This window comes from Pseudomonas oryzihabitans (genome assembly GCF_007665395.1).
GTDB classification, from domain to species: domain Bacteria; phylum Pseudomonadota; class Gammaproteobacteria; order Pseudomonadales; family Pseudomonadaceae; genus Chryseomonas; species Chryseomonas psychrotolerans_C.
The window spans coordinates 628,457-646,137 of the sequence record NZ_VDND01000002.1; the positions used below are offsets into that span (position 1 = coordinate 628,457).

The window sequence follows — 17,681 nt, forward strand, 5'->3', positions numbered from 1 at the left end:
CGGTCGCGGATTTTGCCGCGACGACATGACTATAGGGCGTCTCAAGGAGGCTTGGCAAGGCTTGAGCGTGCTTTACCTGTAACAGGCCGTGCTGCACCGCAGCGCCTGCCACGCGGGACGAACGGCTGAAAACGCCCAGGGCTGTGGTAGCCTTGCGGGTGCGGATGGAATGGTTCTGAGCCCTGGCAGCGTTGGCGCGCTTGCCGGGGCTTTGTCTTTTCTGAGACATGCAAAACTCCTCTCCGCCGGGCAAGCCCGGCGGCGTATGCGTATGGATTCAGGAGGGGAAGCGGGGCGAATCAGCAGTCGGTCAGGATGACCGGGGCGTCGGTGGTCTGGCTGAAGGTCAGGGCGCCGCCTGGCAGGCTGCCGGCGGTGTGCTGGGCGCCGTTGCCAGTGCCGGACACGTTCAGGTCGATCTTGGCGCCGACGCGGCTCGGGCCGAGGTGGCGGAAGGTTTGCTCGCCAGGCTTACGCGCCGCGTCCAGGAGGGCGCTTTCGATGCTGGCGATATCTTCCACGGCGAAGGTGATGGACTGGTTGTCGATGGTCAGGGTGCAGCGGTTCATGGTGGATCTCCGAGGGTAGGAAACTGCTAGGCCTAGGGCGCAGCGCTGATGAGCTTTCGCTCGGCGAGGCGGTCGGCGATCCACTGATCGATCTCCGCTTCCAGCCACGCGACGCTGCTCCGGCCGATGGGGACCGGCTCCGGGAAGGTGCCGGCACGAATGTCGGCATAGATCGCAGCCCGGCTTTTGCCGGTCTTGAGTTCCACCTCGCGGCGCCGCAGCAGGCGATTGCCCAGGTTGATGCGCTCGATGGGGCGGAATGCGCTCTGTGCCGGCTTACTCATGCACGTTGCTCCCTGGCAGCGATGCGACCTTCAATCCAGGCCTGCACCTCGCCCAGGACGAAGCCGACAGGAGCGTTACGGGCGGTGCTGTCGCTGAGCTTGACCGGCTTGGGGAAGGTCGGATCGGTCTTCATCAGGCGATGCGCCGTGGTGCGGGAAAGGCAGGTCAAGGCGAGCAGCTCGGGCATACGCACGAACCGGAGCGATTCCTGGCTGAGGCTGACGGGTTGTTTGCTGGAGTTCGTGCTCACGCTGCACCTCCCTCTACCTGGCCGGGGCGAGCCGCTTCGGCATCCTGCTCGAGGTCGTCCAGTGCTGCTCGGCGAAGGGCGCTCGGCGCATAGGGAAGGGTGACATCAGGACTCGGCTGACTGGATGGGCTCAGGCGATGGGTGATCTCGTCGATGCCCAGGAAGGTCGCGCCGCAGACCGGGTTCCGACAGATGAGGAAGGTGCGCGACAGAAGCGGGTGCTTGCTCGTCGAGCTGCGTTTCACCAGGGAGGCACCGCAGTCGGGGCACCGGCGCCGCGGCGTGTTGTTTCGGGTGGATTTGGGAGTGTTGGTCATGGGAGGCACGCCTTGGATTCTGGACGTGCCAAGCTTCCCTTGGACTGCTGAGGAACGATATGCGGCGGATTTGTAGCGAGCGCTGCCACAAGTAGTCAGAGGGGAGAGCTCGGTTTGCCAGGGGCTGGAGAGGGTCATTCGGCACCTCCCTGGCGGCGAGACTCCAGCCAGCGGGCGACGTCCTGCTCGCGATAGCGCACCAGGCGCCCAACCTTGAGGAACGGCAGGTCATGGCGACCGGTACTGCGCCAGGTGGCCAGCGTGCGAAGGGAGACGCCCAGCGCCTGAGCTGCGCGACGGGGCGTCCAGAGGTCAGCGCAATGCGCTGTAGGTGAGGGATGGTGCATCTTCGTCTCCGTAATGCGTTCTCGATGACGGAGCGAAGGGTGCTGGATTGCGATGTATGGTCGGCGCTTTTTCCGAATTCCGAATTCGGAAACTCAGGGTTGCAGGTGCTTGAGCGCTGCGCTCAGCGTTTTGCTGAAGCCGTCGTCTTTCAGGTCGTAGTTGTGATCAGCGGCCACGCGGGCAAGCTCTTTCGCTATGGTTGAGCAGTTGGGTCTGCCGCCACATGAGAGCCCTCTCTTGCGATTTCCCGCATTCTCGAGCTGATCGAGCTTATCTCCCAGTTCTGCAATCAAATGCGCAGCGAAGCCAATCGTTCTGAGCAGCGGCTCCGGCCTTTTGGGCGCGGCGCTTCTATCTGGCCTCACGTTGCTCGCTTCTGGACCGCGAGAATCTGGATACGCCATCCACGGTACGGGGCTGTGGATGAAGGGGGTTCCCTCCGAGACGTCCTGGTCCGGTGCCTTAAGAAGGTTCAAGTTGCAAAGGCAAGGAGGGAGTTGCGGTTTATCGGGTAACGTTGCTGCCAACTGCTCCAGGTCACTGAGATGGATGAAGAAGTCATATAGCCCTTCCTTTAGGCTGACAGCTTTACCGTTATCATCAACTCTATAGCAGCCGCCCGCAATTATCGTCCCACTATCCAGCGGATTGATTTGAATTGTGATGCCAATAGGCTGTTTGTGTCCTGCTTTGCAGTTTTTGGCGAAAATCTGATAATGGGTAATCGGCACTGGCCCCTCAAAATGAACAAGGTACTCTGATTGTTCAAGCAGTACCGGTACCGGTGACTCAATGTAGCGCTCAAAGAAGGGAGGAAGCTTCTTCATCCTCTCTTCGTCAAAGACGATGCTGAATACGCCGAGGTCTGCGTCATCAGTAGGCCAATAGTGTGCGCGTACTATATTGTTGGTCGCAGCTCTATCAATAGCGTCCGCATCGAACTTTCTTCCGGTCTTATCAGAGAGGTAGGCGGCTGCCTCGGAGTAGTTGAGCCACTCTTTGAATTCATAAGACGACATTGAAATTATCCTTTGGCTTGAAAGTCGATTGTGACGACGTTGCCTTTTTCAAGTTTGTCCAAATGATCTGCATACCACTGCATCATCACTCGTCGCTGATCGAGATAGATGGCCTTGTTGTAAACGCCCGCTACGCCCTGCTCGGCATGAGCAAGTTGCGCTTCTACATGCTCACGAGGAAACCCATGCTCACGCAGGGTCGTCGAGGCGATGTGGCGGAAGCCGTGACCCGTCTGCCTGCCCTCGTAACCCATGCGTCTGAGCGCCATGTTGAAGGCCATGTTGCTTCGGGGCTTCTTGCGATCGTTGCGTCCTGGGAAAAGCAATGGATAGTGCCCATTCAGCTCCTGGATGCCCTTGAGCAGCTCGAGCGCCTGGCGAGACAAAGGCACCAGGTGATCGCGGCGCTTCTTCATGCGACCGGCCGGAATGTTCCAGATGGCTGCCTCCAGGTCGAACTCCGCCCAAGGTGCCTCCCGCAGTTCGCTCGGCCGTACCCCCGTCAGCATCAGCAGCTTCAGGCCGAGGCGGATGTCATGTGCGTGGGGATAGGCGCTCATCGCGCGTAAGAGGTCCGGCAGCTCTTGTTGGGAGACGTGAGCGTAGTTCTCGGCTGGCTTGGTCTGGAGGAATCTGTGCAGCCCTTCGAGCGGGTTGTGCGTGGCCCGCCCGGTGACCCTGGCAAGGTCGTAGATCTCCTTGCAGAAGCGGCGCACGTTGCCCATCTGGTCGATGATGCCCTTGCGCTCCATGCCCCTGAGAAACTCCATCCACTCGATGGGCATGATGTCGGTGAAGGGGCGCGGGCCGAAGGCCGGGAAAACATGCAGCTCGAGGGCGCCGATGATTCGTCGGGCGGTGCCATCCTCCCAGCGCGGTTTGCGTGCGTCGTACCACTCGCGAGCCAGCTTTTCGAAGGTGTTGGTCGCGGCCAGCGCCTCGGCGGCCTTGCGCTCACGTTTGGTCACCATAGGGCTTTTGCCGCTGGCGGCCTCGGCTTTCAACTCGGCGGCCTTGGCGCGGGCGGCGGCACCGGTTACGGCTGGGTAGGCGCCCAGACCGAGCCAGGACCATTTGCCGTCTGGCTTCTTGTAGCGAAGCTCCCAGCTTTTCTGGCCGTTGGGTTTGACGCGGAAGTAGAGGCCGTTGCCATCCTGCTCGCGGTAGACAGCGGCTTCAGGCTCGAGGCTGGAGAGGGTGGTATCAGATAGGGGGCGACGCTTGATGTCCTGGCGCTTCATCCTTGTATGCCTTTGGTTCGAATTTTACCGCGGCATACACATCGGCATACACGGTGCGGTGGAATGACCAGAGACTACATGGAACCACCAGAAACAACAAAGCCCGCACTGGGCGGGCTTTTGAGGCTGTTTTTGGTACCACTTGGGGCAACCAGAAACAAGGTAATGGTCGGAGCGACTGGATTCGAACCAGCGACCTTCTCGTCCCGAACGAGACGCGCTACCAAACTGCGCTACGCTCCGTGATGGATGGCGCGCATTCTACCTAAAACTCATGCAAGCACAAGGGGTTAGGTAAAAAAATCGCGCCGGATCAGGAATCAGAGTTCCTTGATGGTACGAACCTGGTCCTTGTTGATGCGGGTCGGCTTGCCGTCGAGCTGCTTGAAGCTATAGAAGCCCGAGTCCTCGTCGTATTTCGGCGTGTCGGTGGCCTGGATCTCGCGGCCATCGTTGAGGGTGATGACGCTGGGCGTGGAGCAGCCGGCGAGCAGGGCGCTGGCAACGACCAGCAGGCAGGCGGGGAGCAGGTGCTTGTTCATGGGGCAGTCTCCTTTCTTGGCAACCAAGCGGGCTTAGGACCGCGGGTACGGGAACGAGTTCGTCGCGGAACCGGGCGGTCACGGTGCTGGATGCTACGGCTTGGGCCCTTCAGCGCGGTCTTGCCAGCGCCGCGGGGTCGTTGAAGTTGGCCAGGCGCGGATCGTCGTCGGCGAACTCGACGGCGGTCAGCCCCAGGGGCAGCAGGGCGCCGCGCGGGCTGCGCTCGCCCATGGCCCAGGCCTGGCGCAACTCGGCTAGCAGGCGCCGGGGCAGGGCGGTGAACAAGGGCTGCCAATAGCCGCCCTGGTGGGCCATGACCGGTCCCTGGCTGGCCTGCGCCGCCGCCAGCAACTGCTGGACGAGCGCGGCATCCAGGCGCGGCGCGTCGCAGGGCAGCAGCAGTACCCAGTCATGCCGCGCCACGGCGAGGCCGGCGAGGATGCCGGCCAGGGGACCCGGATAGTCCGGCTCCTCATCGGCCACCAGTTGGTCGGCCCACTGGGCGTAGCGCTCGGCGTTGCGGTTGCAGGAGATGACCAGATCGTCGGTGAGCGCCCGGACCGCTGCCTGAACATGGGCCACCAGTGGCTGGCCTTGCCAGTCCACCAGGCCCTTGTCACGCCCGCCCAGGCGCTGGCCGCGACCACCGGCGAGGATGAGGATGGAGGCGGGCGGGAGCGGCATGCAGGGGGACCTCGGAGGGGCCGTAGGGCGAAGGCCCGGGGCGGAATAGGGCGCCCATCCTAACCCAGGGTGGCTGGCGGCGGAGGGCAGGACGGCGGGTTGGCCTGGGCGGATGGCTGGGCTAGACTCGGGCGCGCCTGCCTGGAATGGGCGCGCTAGACACCTTTGATCCCGTCCGCCCCGCGGGTGGGAGTCCCTGACCCGAAGGAGTTTGGAAACGATGAAGACGAAGCTGTTCTCGGTGCTGGCGATGGCCGCGCTGCCGGCCTTTGGTGCGGGGGGCGGCGAGCCACCCGCGGTGAAGGTCACCTTTGGCAAGCCGACCGTCCGCCAGAAGCTGTTCTACGAAAAGCTCTACGAGAAGAAGCCCTATCCCGACGCCACCCTCTATTACTACAGCAATGGCGTCTACAAGATCATCTCCCCCGGCGAGGAGCACTACGGCGTCTACGTGGTGCATGGCAAGCTGACCGACGACCAGTACCAGGTCGACTTCATTTCGTTGCCCTCCGCGGACTGGGGCGGCAAGACGGCCCGCCACTTCCTCAAGTTCGACCGCAAGGCCGGCACCTTCACCCAGCAGGCGACCTGGGAAGAAGACCCGAACATCGCCCCGCAGCACGGCCGCTTCAGCCAGGACGACAACGACATCGCCGACCCGCGTCCGATCAAGTGGGAGACCCACGCCGAAGGCGAACAGCGCCAGCGCTGAGCCAGGACCTAGGCGTCCCTGGCGGTTGAAGGGGCGCCGGTCTTTCCTCTAGGCTGTGCTCATCCAGACCTTGCGGAGCTGTCGCCGCGCCGCGCGGGCCGGCGCCGACCGCCGCGCCGGAGCGGTCGTCGTGCCGGCGACTGTCGGCCCGGCGGCAGCTGCTGCGGGAAACCCGCCGCCCGTGCCGGGGTCTTCCGCTGCACTCCTTCTTTCCTTGCCTACTTCGGAAACCCAAGCAGATGAGCCATAAAGCCGAGGCGGTGTTCGTACCGCTGAACATCGCCGTGCTGACGGTGAGCGATACCCGGACCTTCGACAACGATACCTCCGGACAGCTGTTCGTCGACCGCCTGGAGTCCGCCGGTCACTTCCTGGCCGCCCGCGTGCTGCTCAAGGACGACCTCTACAAGATCCGCGCCCAGGTCGCCCAGTGGATCGCCGATGAGCAGGTGCAGGTGGTGCTGGTCACTGGCGGTACCGGCTTCACCGGCCGCGACAGCACGCCCGAGGCGGTCGCCTGCCTGCTGGACAAGCAGGTGGATGGCTTCGGCGAGCTGTTCCGGCAGATCTCCGTGGCCGACATCGGTACCTCCACCGTGCAGTCCCGCGCCCTGGCCGGGCTGGCCAACGGCACCCTGGTCTGCTGCCTGCCGGGCTCCACCAATGCCTGTCGCACCGCCTGGGACGGCATCCTCGGTGAGCAGCTGGACAATCGCCATCGTCCCTGCAACTTCGTGCCGCACCTCAAGCAGGCCGAGCCCTGCGGGCCGCGCGGATGAGCCTGCTGTCGCTGGAAGAGGCCCTGGCGCGCCTGCTGGCCATGGCCGCCGAAGACGGTCCCTTGCCGCTGGAACGCGTTGCCCTGGGTGACGCCGATGGCCGCATCCTGGCCAGCCCGCTGATCGCCGACCTCGACCTGCCGCCCTGGGACAACAGCGCCATGGACGGCTATGCCCTGCGCCTGGACGACTGGCAGGGCGAGCCGCTGCGGGTGTCCCAGCGCATCTTCGCCGGCCAGGCACCCGCGCCACTGGAGCCGGGGACCTGCGCGCGCATCTTCACCGGCGCCCCGGTACCGGCGGGTGCCGACTGCGTGGAAATGCAGGAGAACGTCGAGGTGCTGGACGACGGTCGGGTGCGCTTCCTGGAAGCGCTGCGGCCCGGTCGCAATATCCGCCGGCGTGGCAACGAGGTGAAGGTGGGTGACGAGGTGCTGTCCGCCGGTACCGCCCTGGGTCCGGCGGAGCTGGGGGTCGCCGCGTCCCTCGGTCGCGCCCAGCTCGAGGTGTTCCGGCGGCCCAAGGTCGCGGTGCTGTCCACCGGTGACGAACTCGTCGCGCCGGGCCAGCCGCTCGGACCGGGGCAGATCTACAACAGCAATCGGGCCCTGCTCATCAGCTGGTTGCGGCGCCTGGGCTGCGAGGTGTCGGACCAGGGCATCCTGCCGGACGACCTGGCGGAAACCCGCGCCCGCCTGGCCTCGCTGCAGGCCGATCTGATCCTGTCCACGGGTGGGGTCTCGGTGGGCGAGGCCGATTACCTCGGCCAGGCCCTGCGGGAGGAGGGCGAGCTGACCCTCTGGAAGCTGGCGCTCAAGCCAGGCAAACCCCTGACCTGCGGCCGCTTCCGCGGCATCCCGCTGATCGGCTTGCCCGGCAACCCGGCCTCGACCCTGGTGACCTTCGGCCTGCTGGCGCGGCCCTATCTGCTGCGGCGTGCTGGCAAGGTCGAGGTGGCCCCCCTGAGCGTCGAGGTCCCGGCGGGTTTCGACTGGCCGAGGGCCGGCGCGCGCCGTGAATACCAGCGGGCGCGCCTGGAGGAGGGGCGGGCGGTGCCCCATCGCAACCAGGGCTCCAACGTGCTGCAGACCGCGGCCTGGGCCCATGGCCTGGTGGAGATCCGCGAGGACCGTACCTACACGGTGGGCGATCCGGTGCGCTTCATTCCGCTGTCCGAATTGCTCAAGGCGTAGCGAGTCGGCGCGCGGGACTGAACGTGGCCGTCGGGGCACAGTCCTAGTCTGCAGATTAGCCAGCCGGGCAGCGCCCGGCGCCTGACGCGGCATCTCGCCGCGCAGAGCCAACCTCGGACGATAGACATGACGACTACAGGCATCCTGGATGACGCGGCCCTGGTCATCCTCAATGGCAAGGAAACCGGTAACGAAGAGGTCCGCGCGGCGATCCTCGAACGGCGTGAAGCCGGTCATCGCATCGACGTACGGGTGACCTGGGAAGAAGAGGACGCCGCGCGCTTCGTCGAGCAGGCCACTCGCGACGGCTACGGCACCCTGGTCGCGGCCGGGGGCGACGGCACCCTGCGCGCGGTCGCCGAAGCCATGGCGCAGAACCATAGCCGGGCGCGCCTCGGCCTCCTGCCGCTGGGCACCGCCAACGATTTCGCCCGCGCGGCGGGCGTGCCGCTGGAGCCCGCCGCGGCGCTGGCCCTGCTCGATGGACCGACCAGTGCCATCGACCTGGTCGAGGCCGATGGCCAGCTGTTCCTCAACATGGCCACCGGTGGCTTCGGTTCCCAGGTCACCGCCAATACCCCGGGTGAACTCAAGCGCCTGCTCGGTGGCGCGGCCTATCTGCTCACCGGCCTGACCCGCTTCGCCGAGGTGCATTCCGCCAATGGCCGGTTCCGCGGACCGGATTTCGAGTGGGAAGGCGAATTCCTCGCCCTGGGTATCGGCAATGGCCGCCAGGCCGGCGGCGGCCATGTGCTGTGCCCCACCGCGGTGGTCAACGACGGTCTGCTCGACGTGGGTATCCTCCCTGCGTCCCAGGACGTGCTCGGCACCCTCGGCGAATTCCTCAGCAAGGGCTTCAGCACCGAGGAGATGTTCATCCGCGCGCGGCTGCCCTGGGTCGAGCTGGAAGCCGCCGAAGGGCTGGACATGAACCTCGACGGCGAACCAGTCAAACGGGACAGGGTGAGATTCGAGGTCCGACCGGGTATCCTGCAGGTCTGTCTGCCGGTGGATTCGCCCCTGCTGGGTGCCACCGCCGGCACCCTGGCGACGCCGCTGGCGACGTCCTGAGCGGGAGCGTGCGGAGGTACCGTTGGAGCTACTGATCAATGCGGGAATCGTGCTGGCCACCGTGGCCGGCATGGAAGCCTTCGCCTGGTGGTCGCACAAGTACATCATGCACGGTTGGGGCTGGGGCTGGCACGAGTCCCACCACCGCCCGCGTACCGGCTGGTTCGAGAAGAACGACCTCTATGCCGTCGTCTTCGCCGGCCTGGCCATCCTGCTGATCGCCCTAGGCAATGCCGGCTACTGGCGCCTGCAGTGGATCGGCGCGGGCATGACCCTCTATGGACTGCTCTACTTCATCGCCCACGACGGCCTGGTGCACCAGCGCTGGCCGTTCCGCTACATCCCCCGACACGGCTACCTGAAGCGGCTCTACCAGGCCCATCGCATGCACCACGCGGTGGACGGCAAGGACGGCTGCGTGTCCTTCGGCTTCCTGCTGGCGCCCACCACCCAGCAACTCAAGCAGCAATTGCGTGAGATACACGGTGGCGCCCTGGATTCCTCGCGCGAGCGCAAGGTGCGGGATCAGGTGCAGGAAGGCGCGGACTAGGCGGAAGAGGGGAGCGCCTCCTGGGAGGCGCTAACTAGGGTCAGGCGACGGCGGGAGCGTCGTAGGCGGCGAACAGGGAGTGGGCGTACTGGCTGCGCTCGCTTTCGTTACGCAGCAGGTCGATGAATTCCTTGGCCGGCGGATTCAGGGTGCCGGCTTCGGCAGCCATGACCACCTGGGCCTGCTCGCCAGCGGCCAGCTCGGCGAAGCCGGCGCCGAGACGCTCGGTGCAATAGGCGTCCACCACCGTCAGGCCATCGCGCAGCAGGTCACGCAGGTTGGCGCCCTGCTGGATCTGCGCCTGTTCATCGAAGGGATCGACGATGTTGGAGCGATCACCGTGGGCATAGGGGGTCAGCATGTGGCGATCGATGAATTCGGATAGGCGGGTATCGGCCTGAGCGCTGTCGGCCTGCAGGTGAGCGCAGAGGGCGACCAGCGTGCGCCACTGGGTGGCGTTGAAGAATTCGGGCTTGTAGCCGGATTGCGCGTTAGCGGAAAGGCCAAGGGCAAGTAGTGACGAGGAGGCAGCGAAGCGATCGTGCGAAACAGCCGTTTCCGTCTTGTGCATGTGCAAATCCCATACTCGTAGGCTGACTACCGGATGCGGCGCTCTGGCCCAGGCATCCATCCATCTGCGGCCCGTACAGGGTCGCCTTAATCCGACTCGTTTATCGCATAAAAGTTTGCTGCTGCGAATCCCCGAGGTTTGCACAAATGTGACCGAGGCGAGATCGCCGACGTCAGCGGCGCGGCCGCGTCCAGAGCGCGGCTGGGCGGGGTTCGTTGCGCTGGTGCCGCGAGAGCATGGCCCGTGCCGCGCCGCGGCAGACCAGCCGTAGCTTGTCGGCGGTGCTGGTGCTGACACGCTGGTCCCAGGCGTGGGCGCCCAGTTGCAGCACCTGCACACCGATCTCGCGATAGACGCCGCGGGCGGTGGCGATGGCCCAGGCCGAACGCAGGGGCAGGGCGGCGATGCCCTGGCGCGCCGAGTCGTAGTAGGGCTCGGCCAGGCGCACCAGGCGTTCGGCCAGTTGCGCCACGGCTTCGCGGTGCCGGGCGTCGGCCAGCTCGCCGACCGGTATGTTCAGCTCGTCAAGCCATTGCCGGGGCAGGTAGACGCGACCGATGCGGGCGTCCTCGACGATGTCGCGGGCGATGTTGGTGAGCTGGAAGGCCATGCCCAGGTCGCAGGCGCGATCCAGGGTCTCCTGGTCTTCGGCGCCCATGATGAGCGCCATCATCACCCCCACCACCCCGGCGACGTGGTAGCAGTACTCCAGAGTGTCTTCCAGCTCCACATAGACCCTTTCCTCCACGTCCATGCGGAAGCCGGCGAGGTGGTCCAGCGGCAGCGCCAGGGCGATGCCGTGGCGCCTGACCACCCGTTGGAAGGCGGCGAAGGCCGGGTCGTCCAGAGGGTCGTCGGCATAGGCCGCCCGGGTCAGCCGTTCCAGCTGCGCCAGGCGTTCGCGCCCGGCACCGCGGTCGCCGTCGACCTGGCCATGGCCCAGCTCCTGGCCGTCGATGACGTCGTCGCAATGGCGGCACCAGGCATAGAGCAGCACCGCGCTTTCACGGGTCTCGGGCGCGAACAGCTTAGCGGCGGCGGCAAAGCTCTTGGAGCCGACGGCGATGCTCTGTTCGGCGTGATCGACGACGTCCTGGGTAACTGGCATGGCTAACCGTGCTCCTCAAGGATGACGCTGGCGGTGGCCTTGGCCGAGCCGACCACGCCCGGCACGCCGGCGCCGGGGTGGGTCCCCGCGCCGACCAGGTAGAGGTTGGGAATGACAGTATCGCGATTGTGCGGGCGGAACCAGGCGCTCTGGGTGAGGATGGGCTCCAGGGAAAAGGCCGAGCCGAGGTGGGCGTTCAGCTCCTGGCGGAAATCGGCCGGGGTGAAGATGCGCGAGGTGACCAGGTGCGCGCGCAGGCCCGGCATGTAGCGCTCTTCCAGGTAGGCGAGGATCTTGTCCCTCAGGCGCGGGCCCTCGACGCTCCAGTCGACGTCGGCATTGCCCAGGTGCGGCACCGGCGCCAGCACGTAGTGGGAGCTGTGGCCGGGCGGCGCCAGAGAGGGATCGGTCACGCAGGGCGAGTGCAGGTAGAGCGAGAAGTCGTCGGGAACGCCGGGGCCCTTGAACAACTCGTCGATCAGGCCGCGGTAGCGCTGGCCGAAGCAGACCATGTGATGTTCCAGGCCCACCGGCGGTTGGCTCAGACCGAAGTGGATGACGAACAGCGACATGCTGTGTCTCTTGCGCTTGAGGCGATTGGCCTCGACCACCCCGTGGGTGTGGTGACCCAGCAGCTTGCGGTAGGTGTGCACCACGTCGGCGTTGGACGCCACCAGGTCGGCGTCGAGGCGGGTGCCGTCGGCCAGGCAGACGCCGGTGGCGCGATTGCCTTCGGTGAGGATGCGCTCCACCGGTGCATTCAATCGCAGCTCACCGCCGAGGTCGGCGAAGAGGTCGAGCAGCCCCAGGACCAGGGCATGGGTGCCGCCCTTGGCGAACCAGACGCCCCACTTGCGTTCCAGCGCATGGATCAGCGCATAGATCGAGGAGGTGGCGAAGGGGTTGCCGCCCACCAGCAGGGTATGGAACGACAGGGTCTGGCGCAGTTTTTCGTTCTTCACGAAGCGCGACACCTGGGTGTAGACGCTGCGCCAGGCGGTGAGCTGGGCCAGCTTGGGACCGGCGGCGAGCATGTCGCCGACCTTGAGGAAGGGCTTGGCGCCCAGGCGCAGATAGCCTTCCTCGAACACCGCCTGGGAATAGGCGAGGAAGCGCTGGTAGCCGGCCACGTCGTCCGGCTCCAGGGCGCGGATCTGCTCGTCCAGCCGGGCCTGGTCGTTGACGTAGTCGAAGCGGGTGCCGTCTTCCCAGCACAGCTGGTAGAAGGGGCTGACCGGCAGCAGCTCCACATAGTCGCTCATGCGTCGCCCGCTGAGGGCGAACAGCTCTTCCAGCGCCGAGGGATCGGTGATGACGGTGGGGCCGGCGTCGAAGGTGAAGCCGGCGTCGTGGTAGACGTAGGCGCGGCCGCCGGGCTTGTCGCGACCCTCGATGAGGGTGGTGGCGATGCCCGCCGACTGCAGGCGGATCGCCAGGGCGATACCGCCGAAGCCGGCACCGATGACGATGGCCCGCTTGGGCGCGTTACCTTGGGTCATGTGGCTTCCTTGAACTGAGGGGGACGGGCCAGGGCGGCATCCAGCGCTGGCTTCAGCGGGACCGGCGGTTTGCCGGAGAGGATGCGCAGCCGGTCGAAAGCGGTGAGGCGGCCCGCGTAGAACCTCTGGATCAGGGGTTCGCCGAGGCCGTAGAACCTTTGCATGACGCGCACCCGGTGCTCGGGGCGGCCGGCGAGAAAGAGCATGCGATTGAGCAGGCGGAAGAAGCCCTGGCCCTGCCAGCGGCCCTGGGCGTACTGCCGCAGGCTGTCGCGCAGCACGGCGCTGGAGGTGAAGGGCTGGGCGGCCAGGTGCTCGGCCAGGCGGACGGCCTCGGGCAGCGAGTAGCCGGTGGTGGGGTGGAAGAGTCCGGCGGCGAGGCCGATGGGGGCGCCGGCGGTGACCCTGTCCCAGTAGCGGTCGGGATCGCCGCCGAGGGTGATGGGCAGCACGCCCTGTTCCTCGCGCACCACCTCGGCGATCTCCCAGCCCTGCTGGCGGGCATAGTCGGCCAGGTGCTGGCGCAGACGCTCGACCGGCAGGCTCTCGCCGTCGGCATAGTAGGTGTCTTCGATCAGCAGCCGGTCCGGCGCCAGCGGCAGGCTGTAGACGAAGCGATAGCCGTCCAGCTGGTCGACGGTGGCGTCCATCACGATGGGTTCGGCCAGGCCGTGGGGGCGCGTCACCCGCACCTCCTGGCCGAGGAATTTCTGGTAGCCGAGCCAGAGCGCCGGATCGGGTCGCGGGCCGCGGGCATCGATCACCGCGCCGGCGGCCAGGGTGTAGCCATCGGCGAAGACCACGCCATCGTCCTGCAGGCGCAGCACCTCGCGCCCGAGCAGCAGCCGTTCGGCGGGCAGCCGCTCGCTCAATACCTGGTGGAAACGTTCGGCACTGATGCTGGCGTAGCCGCTGCCGAGGCGCCGTTGCCGCTGGGGAAAACGCACCTCGTAGCCCGGCCAGCGATGGGCGACCAGCGGGTCGATCCAGGCGTGCTGCGGCGCCGTGAGGTCCGGCTCATGGAAAGACCAGGTGTGGTTGCCGCCCAGGCGTGGGCCGGCCTCGACCAGGCGCCAGTCCAGTTCCGGGCGGGTCTCGGCCAGGCGCAGGGCGAGCAGGCCGCCGGCCAGGCCGCCGCCGACGATCAGTAGGTCAGGACGCACGCTCGAGTCCTCGCCGGGCCAGGCCATCCACCAGGCGAGCGGCGGTGGCGACGCCGCCTGCCGCTCTCGCGATGGGCACGAAGCGTTCGGCCGCCTGGCGATAGCTGGGATCGGCCAGCACGGCGCCCAGCGCCTGGGTGAGGCGGGCCGTGCTGGCGAGGCGCGGCGCCAGGCAGATGCCGGCACCGACCCGCTCCAGGCGCCGGGCGATACCCGGCTGGTCGAACACCATGGGCAGGGCGAGCATGGGCTTGCCGGCCGCCAGGGCGTCCAGCACGGTATTGAAGCCACCGTGGGTGATGACCGCGGCGGCGCGGGCGATGGCCGCTTCCTGGGGCGCGAAGTCGGTGACCCAGGTGGCGCCGTCGTCGAGCAGACGGCGTTCGGCACCGGCATCCAGACGTCCGCAGTGGGCGATCAGCAGCTGCACGCCGAGTTGGCGACAGGCCTGGGCGATGCGCCGGAACAGCGGCAGCCGGCCACCCTGCAGGGTACCGAAGGAAGCGAAGACGAACGGTCGGCGCGGATCGATCTCCAGGTCCAGCCGTTGCTCGCGCACCGCCGGCGAACGCAGCGGCCCTACCTCGTGGAAATGCGGCGGCGGGGCGTGACGCGGAAAGTCGAAGCCCGGCAGGCACTGGCTCAGCTGCAGGTACGGTGAGAAGCAGTCGTCGAGGGTACGCCGCTCGCCAAGGCCAAAGGCCTGGGCATGGCGCTGGATGACCTTGCCCTGGCCGCGCATCATCAGGTCGAACACCTGGGTCGCGCCCTGGACGATCTGCCGGTCGCGCTCGTTGGCGGGATAGGCGAAGGGCAGGGTGGGTAACGGCAGGTACGGCTCGCGATTCATCGGCACGGCGCAGGCCAGGGAGGCATAGGGCAGGCCGAGGTGCTCGCCGAGCAGACCGCCGGCGGGTTCCATCTGGTCGGCGATCAGGCAGTCCACCCCGAGGTCACTCAGGGCCGCTGGCCCCTCACGGCAGAACAGCTCGGTGTTGCGCCCCATGTCGGCGATCACGCCGAACACCGACCAGGGTTGGCGGCTGGCGGTGCGGGCGAGTACCGGCGCCAGGCTGCCGCGCGGATGGCTGGCCGCCCCTATCGCCTGGAATTCGATGCCCGCCGGGCGTGGGCGGTCGCCGACGTCGGCCTGGTGCAGCAGGGTGACGCGATGGCCAAGGCCGACCAGGGCCTCGCCCAGCACCATATGGGTGGACAGGTGGCTCGGCAGCGGCGGCGAGATCAGGGCGACATGCATGGCGGCGTCCGGTCGGGTGTCCGCCACTATGGGCACCTGGGCGCGGTGGCGTCCAGCAGCTCTGCCCGGCGCAGTTGGGCGAGATCCGCCGAACCGGTGCAGAAGCAGGCGATGCGCAGCTGCTCGATCACCACGCGAAAATGCGCGATCACCGCCTCGGTCGATTCGGTGGCCCCCGGCAGCGCGGCGGCGGCCTGGCCGGCCAGGTCGGCGCCGAGGCGAATGGCCTTGGCCACGTCGATGCCATCGCGAATGCCGCCCGAGGCGATCACCGTCGCCTCGGGGCAGGCGGCGCGCACCTGGCGCAGGCTTTCGGCGGTAGGAATGCCCCAGTCGGTGAAGGCGCGGGCGATGGCGCGCTGCTGGTCGTCGCGGGCGCGCTCGGCTTCCACCGCGGCCCAGCTGGTGCCGCCGGCGCCGGCTACATCCAGCACGGCCACACCGACCTCCAACAATTGGCGGGCGACAGGGCCCGACAGCCCCGCGCCGACCTCCTTGATCACGACCGGCACGGACAACTGTGTAACCATGTGTTCTAGCGCGGCCAGGATGCCGCGCCAGTTGCGGTCACCGCCTGCCTGCACGGCTTCCTGCAAGGGGTTGAGATGCACGATCAGGGCGTCCGCGGCGATCATCTCCACCGCGCGCCGCGCCTCGTCGAGGCCGTAGCCGGCCACCAGCTGGGCCGCGCCGAAGTTGGCCAGCAGGGGCACGTCCGGGGCCAGCCGGCGCAATTCGCCGGTCAGTCCCTGATCACCGCCCTGCTGCAGGGCGATACGCTGGGACCCGACGGCCAGGGCGATGCCCAGCGCCTGGGCGGCCTCGGCGAGATGGCGGTTGATGACCGCGGCCCGCTCCGGTCCGCCGGTCATGGAACTGATCAGCAGCGGGGCGGCCAGGCGGCGGTCGAACAGGCGGGTGCTCAGGTCGATCTCGTCGAGATCCTGCTCGGGCAGGGCGCAGTGCAGGAAGCGATAGGCGTCGAAACCGGTGGTGACGGCGCTGCGCGCCTTGTGCGGATCCAGCACGATGTCCAGATGATCGTTCTTGCGACTTGCCAGTTCCCAATCCACCATGTCTTCTAGGTTCCGCCCTGAGTGACCTTTCGTCGGTCGTTGTGGTCTGGTAGGGGACGACGGGTTCGCTTTGCGAAGGACCTAATCCACCGAGGTACAACCGTTCGTCGGTTCCTCATCTGGAGTATCTCGACTCATGGCGACCGTATTAGTGCCGAACGCGACAGACAATTTTGCCGCCACCCTGCAATGGCAGCGTACCCGCATCGACGAGCGTCTGGCACTACTGTTACCGGCCGGTGACGATCCGGTCGCCGAGGCCATTCGCAGTGGCGTCCTGGCACCGGGCAAGCGGCTGCGTCCGCTGCTGATGATCCTGACCGCCGAAGACCTGGGGCAGCCCGACACGGCGGTGCTGGATCTGGGCTGCGCGGTGGAAATGGTCCACGCCGCCTCGCTGTTCCTCGATGACCTGCCGTGCATGGACAACGCCCGCCTGAGGCGCGGCCGGCCGACGCTGCATGTGCAGTTCGGCGAAGACGTCGCCATGCTGGCGGCCGTGGCCCTGCTCAGCCACGCCCTGCGCCTGGTCGCCGGGCTGGAAGGGGTACCGGCGGAGACGCGCACCCTCATGGTCTGCCAGCTCGCCGATGCGGTTGGCACCGCCGGCCTGGTCTGTGGCCAGTACCATGACCTGCATGGCGGACGGCAGTCGCGCCCGGCCGATGCCATCGCCCTGACCAACCAGCTCAAGACCGGCGCGCTGTTTTCCGCGGCGTTGGGCATGGTTGGCGCCACCCTGGTCACCACCGCGCAGCAGCGCGAGGCCTTCCATCTGTTCGCCTGCCAGCTGGGCCTGGCCTTCCAGTTGCTCGACGATCTCGATGACGGCAAGGGCCTGGGCAAGGACGCCGGCAAGGACGGAGACAAATCTACCCTGGTCAGCCTGCTCGGCCGCGATCATGCCCAACGCCAGTTGCAGGGCCACCTGCAGCAGGCGCGCGCCGCGCTGGCCGAGGCGGATTGCGCCGCGGGCGCCCTGGCCGGCCTGCTCGATATCGTCTTTCGCCCGCGTTGAGGCGAATTCCCCGGCATCTCGCCGTCTAACCTCTCACCAGCCCCGTTCCGTGAGAGGAGCCTAGAGATGTCGAAGTGGAAAATCGCCTACAGCAACAGCGACGGTAATACCTCGGTGGTAGCCACCGAGGCCGAGCAGAAGCCCGACATGGAGCGCATCGCCCAGATCGTTCGCGACGATGCCCTGGAAGAGTACGACGACAGCGAAGTCCCGCGCGATTACGACGAACCCACCGTGGCCCTGCTGGAACGCCACGGCATCACCATCACCGGGATCACCGAAGAAGGCTGATCGCCCGCGGCATCGGCCCGAGGCCCTGTCTGAGAAGTAGTCGAGCGAAGGTCAGGCAGGGCAGACATTCGTGAGGAAGCGGATCGGACCCGCGCTCGCGTGTACGAGCGGTAAAGGCGCATTCCGCGGGGGCCAC

22 protein-coding genes and 1 tRNA gene are annotated in these 17,681 nt (G+C 66.9%); 7 read left to right on the forward strand and 16 right to left on the reverse strand.

Translation table 11 applies throughout. The features are described 5' to 3' along the window. Positions 1 to 299: 299 nt before the first annotated feature. From FSV73_RS06825 to mobA, 10 genes are all read right to left on the reverse strand, one after another. Complete coding sequence (locus tag FSV73_RS06825; RefSeq protein WP_145005758.1) at positions 300 to 569, reverse strand: hypothetical protein; 270 nt, start codon at positions 567 to 569, stop codon at positions 300 to 302. Positions 570 to 601: 32 nt separating this feature from the next. After that, on the reverse strand, positions 602 to 853 hold the full coding sequence (locus FSV73_RS06830; RefSeq protein ID WP_028700272.1) for a helix-turn-helix transcriptional regulator: 252 nt from the start codon (positions 851 to 853) through the stop codon (positions 602 to 604). Then, positions 850 to 1,104, reverse strand: a complete 255-nt coding sequence (locus FSV73_RS06835) for a helix-turn-helix transcriptional regulator (RefSeq protein WP_231500967.1) — start codon at positions 1,102 to 1,104, stop codon at positions 850 to 852. Before FSV73_RS06835 ends, FSV73_RS06830 begins: the two co-directional genes overlap by 4 nt. Next, the gene (locus FSV73_RS06840) at positions 1,101 to 1,421 is read right to left on the reverse strand and encodes an ogr/Delta-like zinc finger family protein (protein ID WP_145005761.1); all 321 of its coding nucleotides are present in this window, start codon (positions 1,419 to 1,421) and stop codon (positions 1,101 to 1,103) included. The genes FSV73_RS06835 and FSV73_RS06840 overlap by 4 nt, the downstream gene beginning before the upstream one ends. 134 nt (positions 1,422 to 1,555) lie before the next feature. After that, the gene (locus FSV73_RS06845) at positions 1,556 to 1,768 is read right to left on the reverse strand and encodes a helix-turn-helix domain-containing protein (protein ID WP_027602814.1); all 213 of its coding nucleotides are present in this window, start codon (positions 1,766 to 1,768) and stop codon (positions 1,556 to 1,558) included. A 93-nt stretch (positions 1,769 to 1,861) separates the two neighbouring features. Next, entirely contained in the window at positions 1,862 to 2,788 is a 927-nt protein-coding gene (locus tag FSV73_RS06850) for a hypothetical protein (protein ID WP_145005764.1), read from the reverse strand. Positions 2,789 to 2,793: 5 nt separating this feature from the next. Then, positions 2,794 to 4,029, reverse strand: coding sequence for a tyrosine-type recombinase/integrase (locus FSV73_RS06855; RefSeq protein WP_145005767.1), 1,236 nt, complete (start codon positions 4,027 to 4,029; stop codon positions 2,794 to 2,796). A gap of 166 nt (positions 4,030 to 4,195) precedes the next feature. Further along, a tRNA-Pro gene (locus tag FSV73_RS06860) sits at positions 4,196 to 4,272 on the reverse strand. Between the two features lie 77 nt (positions 4,273 to 4,349). After that, on the reverse strand, positions 4,350 to 4,571 hold the full coding sequence (locus FSV73_RS06865; protein ID WP_145005770.1) for a YgdI/YgdR family lipoprotein: 222 nt from the start codon (positions 4,569 to 4,571) through the stop codon (positions 4,350 to 4,352). A gap of 109 nt (positions 4,572 to 4,680) precedes the next feature. Then, positions 4,681 to 5,256: a molybdenum cofactor guanylyltransferase MobA gene (gene mobA, locus FSV73_RS06870; RefSeq protein WP_145005773.1), complete on the reverse strand. Its 576-nt coding sequence runs from the start codon at positions 5,254 to 5,256 to the stop codon at positions 4,681 to 4,683. Between the two features lie 220 nt (positions 5,257 to 5,476). Between mobA and FSV73_RS06875 the strand changes: the two genes are divergently transcribed. The 5 genes from FSV73_RS06875 (at position 5,477) to FSV73_RS06895 (ending at position 9,561) form a co-directional block, all read left to right on the forward strand. After that, positions 5,477 to 5,968: a hypothetical protein gene (locus FSV73_RS06875; protein WP_145005776.1), complete on the forward strand. Its 492-nt coding sequence runs from the start codon at positions 5,477 to 5,479 to the stop codon at positions 5,966 to 5,968. Positions 5,969 to 6,207: 239 nt separating this feature from the next. Beyond that, positions 6,208 to 6,747 carry a molybdenum cofactor biosynthesis protein B gene (gene moaB, locus FSV73_RS06880; RefSeq protein WP_145005779.1) on the forward strand — a complete coding sequence of 180 codons (540 nt, stop codon included), beginning with the start codon at positions 6,208 to 6,210 and terminating at the stop codon, positions 6,745 to 6,747. Beyond that, positions 6,744 to 7,940: a molybdopterin molybdotransferase MoeA gene (locus tag FSV73_RS06885; RefSeq protein ID WP_145005782.1), complete on the forward strand. Its 1,197-nt coding sequence runs from the start codon at positions 6,744 to 6,746 to the stop codon at positions 7,938 to 7,940. The genes moaB and FSV73_RS06885 overlap by 4 nt, the downstream gene beginning before the upstream one ends. 126 nt (positions 7,941 to 8,066) lie before the next feature. Next, positions 8,067 to 9,011, forward strand: coding sequence for a lipid kinase YegS (gene yegS / locus FSV73_RS06890; protein WP_145005785.1), 945 nt, complete (start codon positions 8,067 to 8,069; stop codon positions 9,009 to 9,011). A 22-nt stretch (positions 9,012 to 9,033) separates the two neighbouring features. Then, on the forward strand, positions 9,034 to 9,561 hold the full coding sequence (locus tag FSV73_RS06895) for a sterol desaturase family protein (RefSeq protein WP_145005788.1): 528 nt from the start codon (positions 9,034 to 9,036) through the stop codon (positions 9,559 to 9,561). Between the two features lie 40 nt (positions 9,562 to 9,601). Here FSV73_RS06895 and FSV73_RS06900 read toward each other — a convergent pair whose 3' ends face one another. From FSV73_RS06900 to fni, 6 genes are all read right to left on the reverse strand, one after another. After that, on the reverse strand, positions 9,602 to 10,132 hold the full coding sequence (locus tag FSV73_RS06900) for a gluconate 2-dehydrogenase subunit 3 family protein (protein WP_145005791.1): 531 nt from the start codon (positions 10,130 to 10,132) through the stop codon (positions 9,602 to 9,604). A 172-nt stretch (positions 10,133 to 10,304) separates the two neighbouring features. Beyond that, complete coding sequence (locus FSV73_RS06905; protein WP_145005794.1) at positions 10,305 to 11,240, reverse strand: phytoene/squalene synthase family protein; 936 nt, start codon at positions 11,238 to 11,240, stop codon at positions 10,305 to 10,307. A gap of 2 nt (positions 11,241 to 11,242) precedes the next feature. Further along, complete coding sequence (locus FSV73_RS06910) at positions 11,243 to 12,739, reverse strand: phytoene desaturase (protein WP_145005797.1); 1,497 nt, start codon at positions 12,737 to 12,739, stop codon at positions 11,243 to 11,245. Further along, on the reverse strand, positions 12,736 to 13,929 hold the full coding sequence (gene crtY, locus FSV73_RS06915) for a lycopene beta-cyclase CrtY (RefSeq protein WP_145005800.1): 1,194 nt from the start codon (positions 13,927 to 13,929) through the stop codon (positions 12,736 to 12,738). The genes FSV73_RS06910 and crtY overlap by 4 nt, the downstream gene beginning before the upstream one ends. After that, positions 13,892 to 15,160, reverse strand: a complete 1,269-nt coding sequence (locus FSV73_RS06920) for a nucleotide disphospho-sugar-binding domain-containing protein (protein WP_260856030.1) — start codon at positions 15,158 to 15,160, stop codon at positions 13,892 to 13,894. Before FSV73_RS06920 ends, crtY begins: the two co-directional genes overlap by 38 nt. A gap of 26 nt (positions 15,161 to 15,186) precedes the next feature. Then, positions 15,187 to 16,236 (reverse strand): type 2 isopentenyl-diphosphate Delta-isomerase, encoded by a 1,050-nt coding sequence (gene fni / locus FSV73_RS06925; RefSeq protein WP_145005806.1) that lies wholly within the window; start codon positions 16,234 to 16,236, stop codon positions 15,187 to 15,189. Between the two features lie 136 nt (positions 16,237 to 16,372). Here fni and FSV73_RS06930 point away from each other — a divergent pair, with 136 nt between their 5' ends. Continuing rightward, on the forward strand, positions 16,373 to 17,254 hold the full coding sequence (locus FSV73_RS06930) for a polyprenyl synthetase family protein (protein WP_145005809.1): 882 nt from the start codon (positions 16,373 to 16,375) through the stop codon (positions 17,252 to 17,254). A gap of 66 nt (positions 17,255 to 17,320) precedes the next feature. Then, the gene (locus FSV73_RS06935; RefSeq protein ID WP_145005812.1) at positions 17,321 to 17,545 is read left to right on the forward strand and encodes a hypothetical protein; all 225 of its coding nucleotides are present in this window, start codon (positions 17,321 to 17,323) and stop codon (positions 17,543 to 17,545) included. The last annotated feature ends 136 nt before the right edge of the window (positions 17,546 to 17,681 follow it).

What these genes read in the sequence shown, in the direction of transcription:
- FSV73_RS06850 (WP_145005764.1), bottom strand. Translation starts at nt 2,788, where the DNA reads ATGTCGTCTTATGAATTCAAAGAGTGGCTCAACTACTCCGAGGCAGCC.
- FSV73_RS06905 (WP_145005794.1), bottom strand. Translation starts at nt 11,240, where the DNA reads ATGCCAGTTACCCAGGACGTCGTCGATCACGCCGAACAGAGCATCGCC.
- FSV73_RS06830 (WP_028700272.1), bottom strand. Translation starts at nt 853, where the DNA reads ATGAGTAAGCCGGCACAGAGCGCATTCCGCCCCATCGAGCGCATCAAC.
- FSV73_RS06910 (WP_145005797.1), bottom strand. Translation starts at nt 12,739, where the DNA reads ATGACCCAAGGTAACGCGCCCAAGCGGGCCATCGTCATCGGTGCCGGC.
- FSV73_RS06875 (WP_145005776.1), top strand. Translation starts at nt 5,477, where the DNA reads ATGAAGACGAAGCTGTTCTCGGTGCTGGCGATGGCCGCGCTGCCGGCC.
- FSV73_RS06900 (WP_145005791.1), bottom strand. Translation starts at nt 10,132, where the DNA reads ATGCACAAGACGGAAACGGCTGTTTCGCACGATCGCTTCGCTGCCTCC.
- crtY (WP_145005800.1), bottom strand. Translation starts at nt 13,929, where the DNA reads ATGGCCTGGCCCGGCGAGGACTCGAGCGTGCGTCCTGACCTACTGATC.
- FSV73_RS06930 (WP_145005809.1), top strand. Translation starts at nt 16,373, where the DNA reads ATGGCGACCGTATTAGTGCCGAACGCGACAGACAATTTTGCCGCCACC.
- FSV73_RS06845 (WP_027602814.1), bottom strand. Translation starts at nt 1,768, where the DNA reads ATGCACCATCCCTCACCTACAGCGCATTGCGCTGACCTCTGGACGCCC.
- moaB (WP_145005779.1), top strand. Translation starts at nt 6,208, where the DNA reads ATGAGCCATAAAGCCGAGGCGGTGTTCGTACCGCTGAACATCGCCGTG.
- FSV73_RS06825 (WP_145005758.1), bottom strand. Translation starts at nt 569, where the DNA reads ATGAACCGCTGCACCCTGACCATCGACAACCAGTCCATCACCTTCGCC.
- fni (WP_145005806.1), bottom strand. Translation starts at nt 16,236, where the DNA reads ATGGTGGATTGGGAACTGGCAAGTCGCAAGAACGATCATCTGGACATC.
- FSV73_RS06865 (WP_145005770.1), bottom strand. Translation starts at nt 4,571, where the DNA reads ATGAACAAGCACCTGCTCCCCGCCTGCCTGCTGGTCGTTGCCAGCGCC.
- yegS (WP_145005785.1), top strand. Translation starts at nt 8,067, where the DNA reads ATGACGACTACAGGCATCCTGGATGACGCGGCCCTGGTCATCCTCAAT.
- FSV73_RS06840 (WP_145005761.1), bottom strand. Translation starts at nt 1,421, where the DNA reads ATGACCAACACTCCCAAATCCACCCGAAACAACACGCCGCGGCGCCGG.
- mobA (WP_145005773.1), bottom strand. Translation starts at nt 5,256, where the DNA reads ATGCCGCTCCCGCCCGCCTCCATCCTCATCCTCGCCGGTGGTCGCGGC.
- FSV73_RS06855 (WP_145005767.1), bottom strand. Translation starts at nt 4,029, where the DNA reads ATGAAGCGCCAGGACATCAAGCGTCGCCCCCTATCTGATACCACCCTC.
- FSV73_RS06885 (WP_145005782.1), top strand. Translation starts at nt 6,744, where the DNA reads ATGAGCCTGCTGTCGCTGGAAGAGGCCCTGGCGCGCCTGCTGGCCATG.
- FSV73_RS06935 (WP_145005812.1), top strand. Translation starts at nt 17,321, where the DNA reads ATGTCGAAGTGGAAAATCGCCTACAGCAACAGCGACGGTAATACCTCG.
- FSV73_RS06920 (WP_260856030.1), bottom strand. Translation starts at nt 15,160, where the DNA reads ATGCATGTCGCCCTGATCTCGCCGCCGCTGCCGAGCCACCTGTCCACC.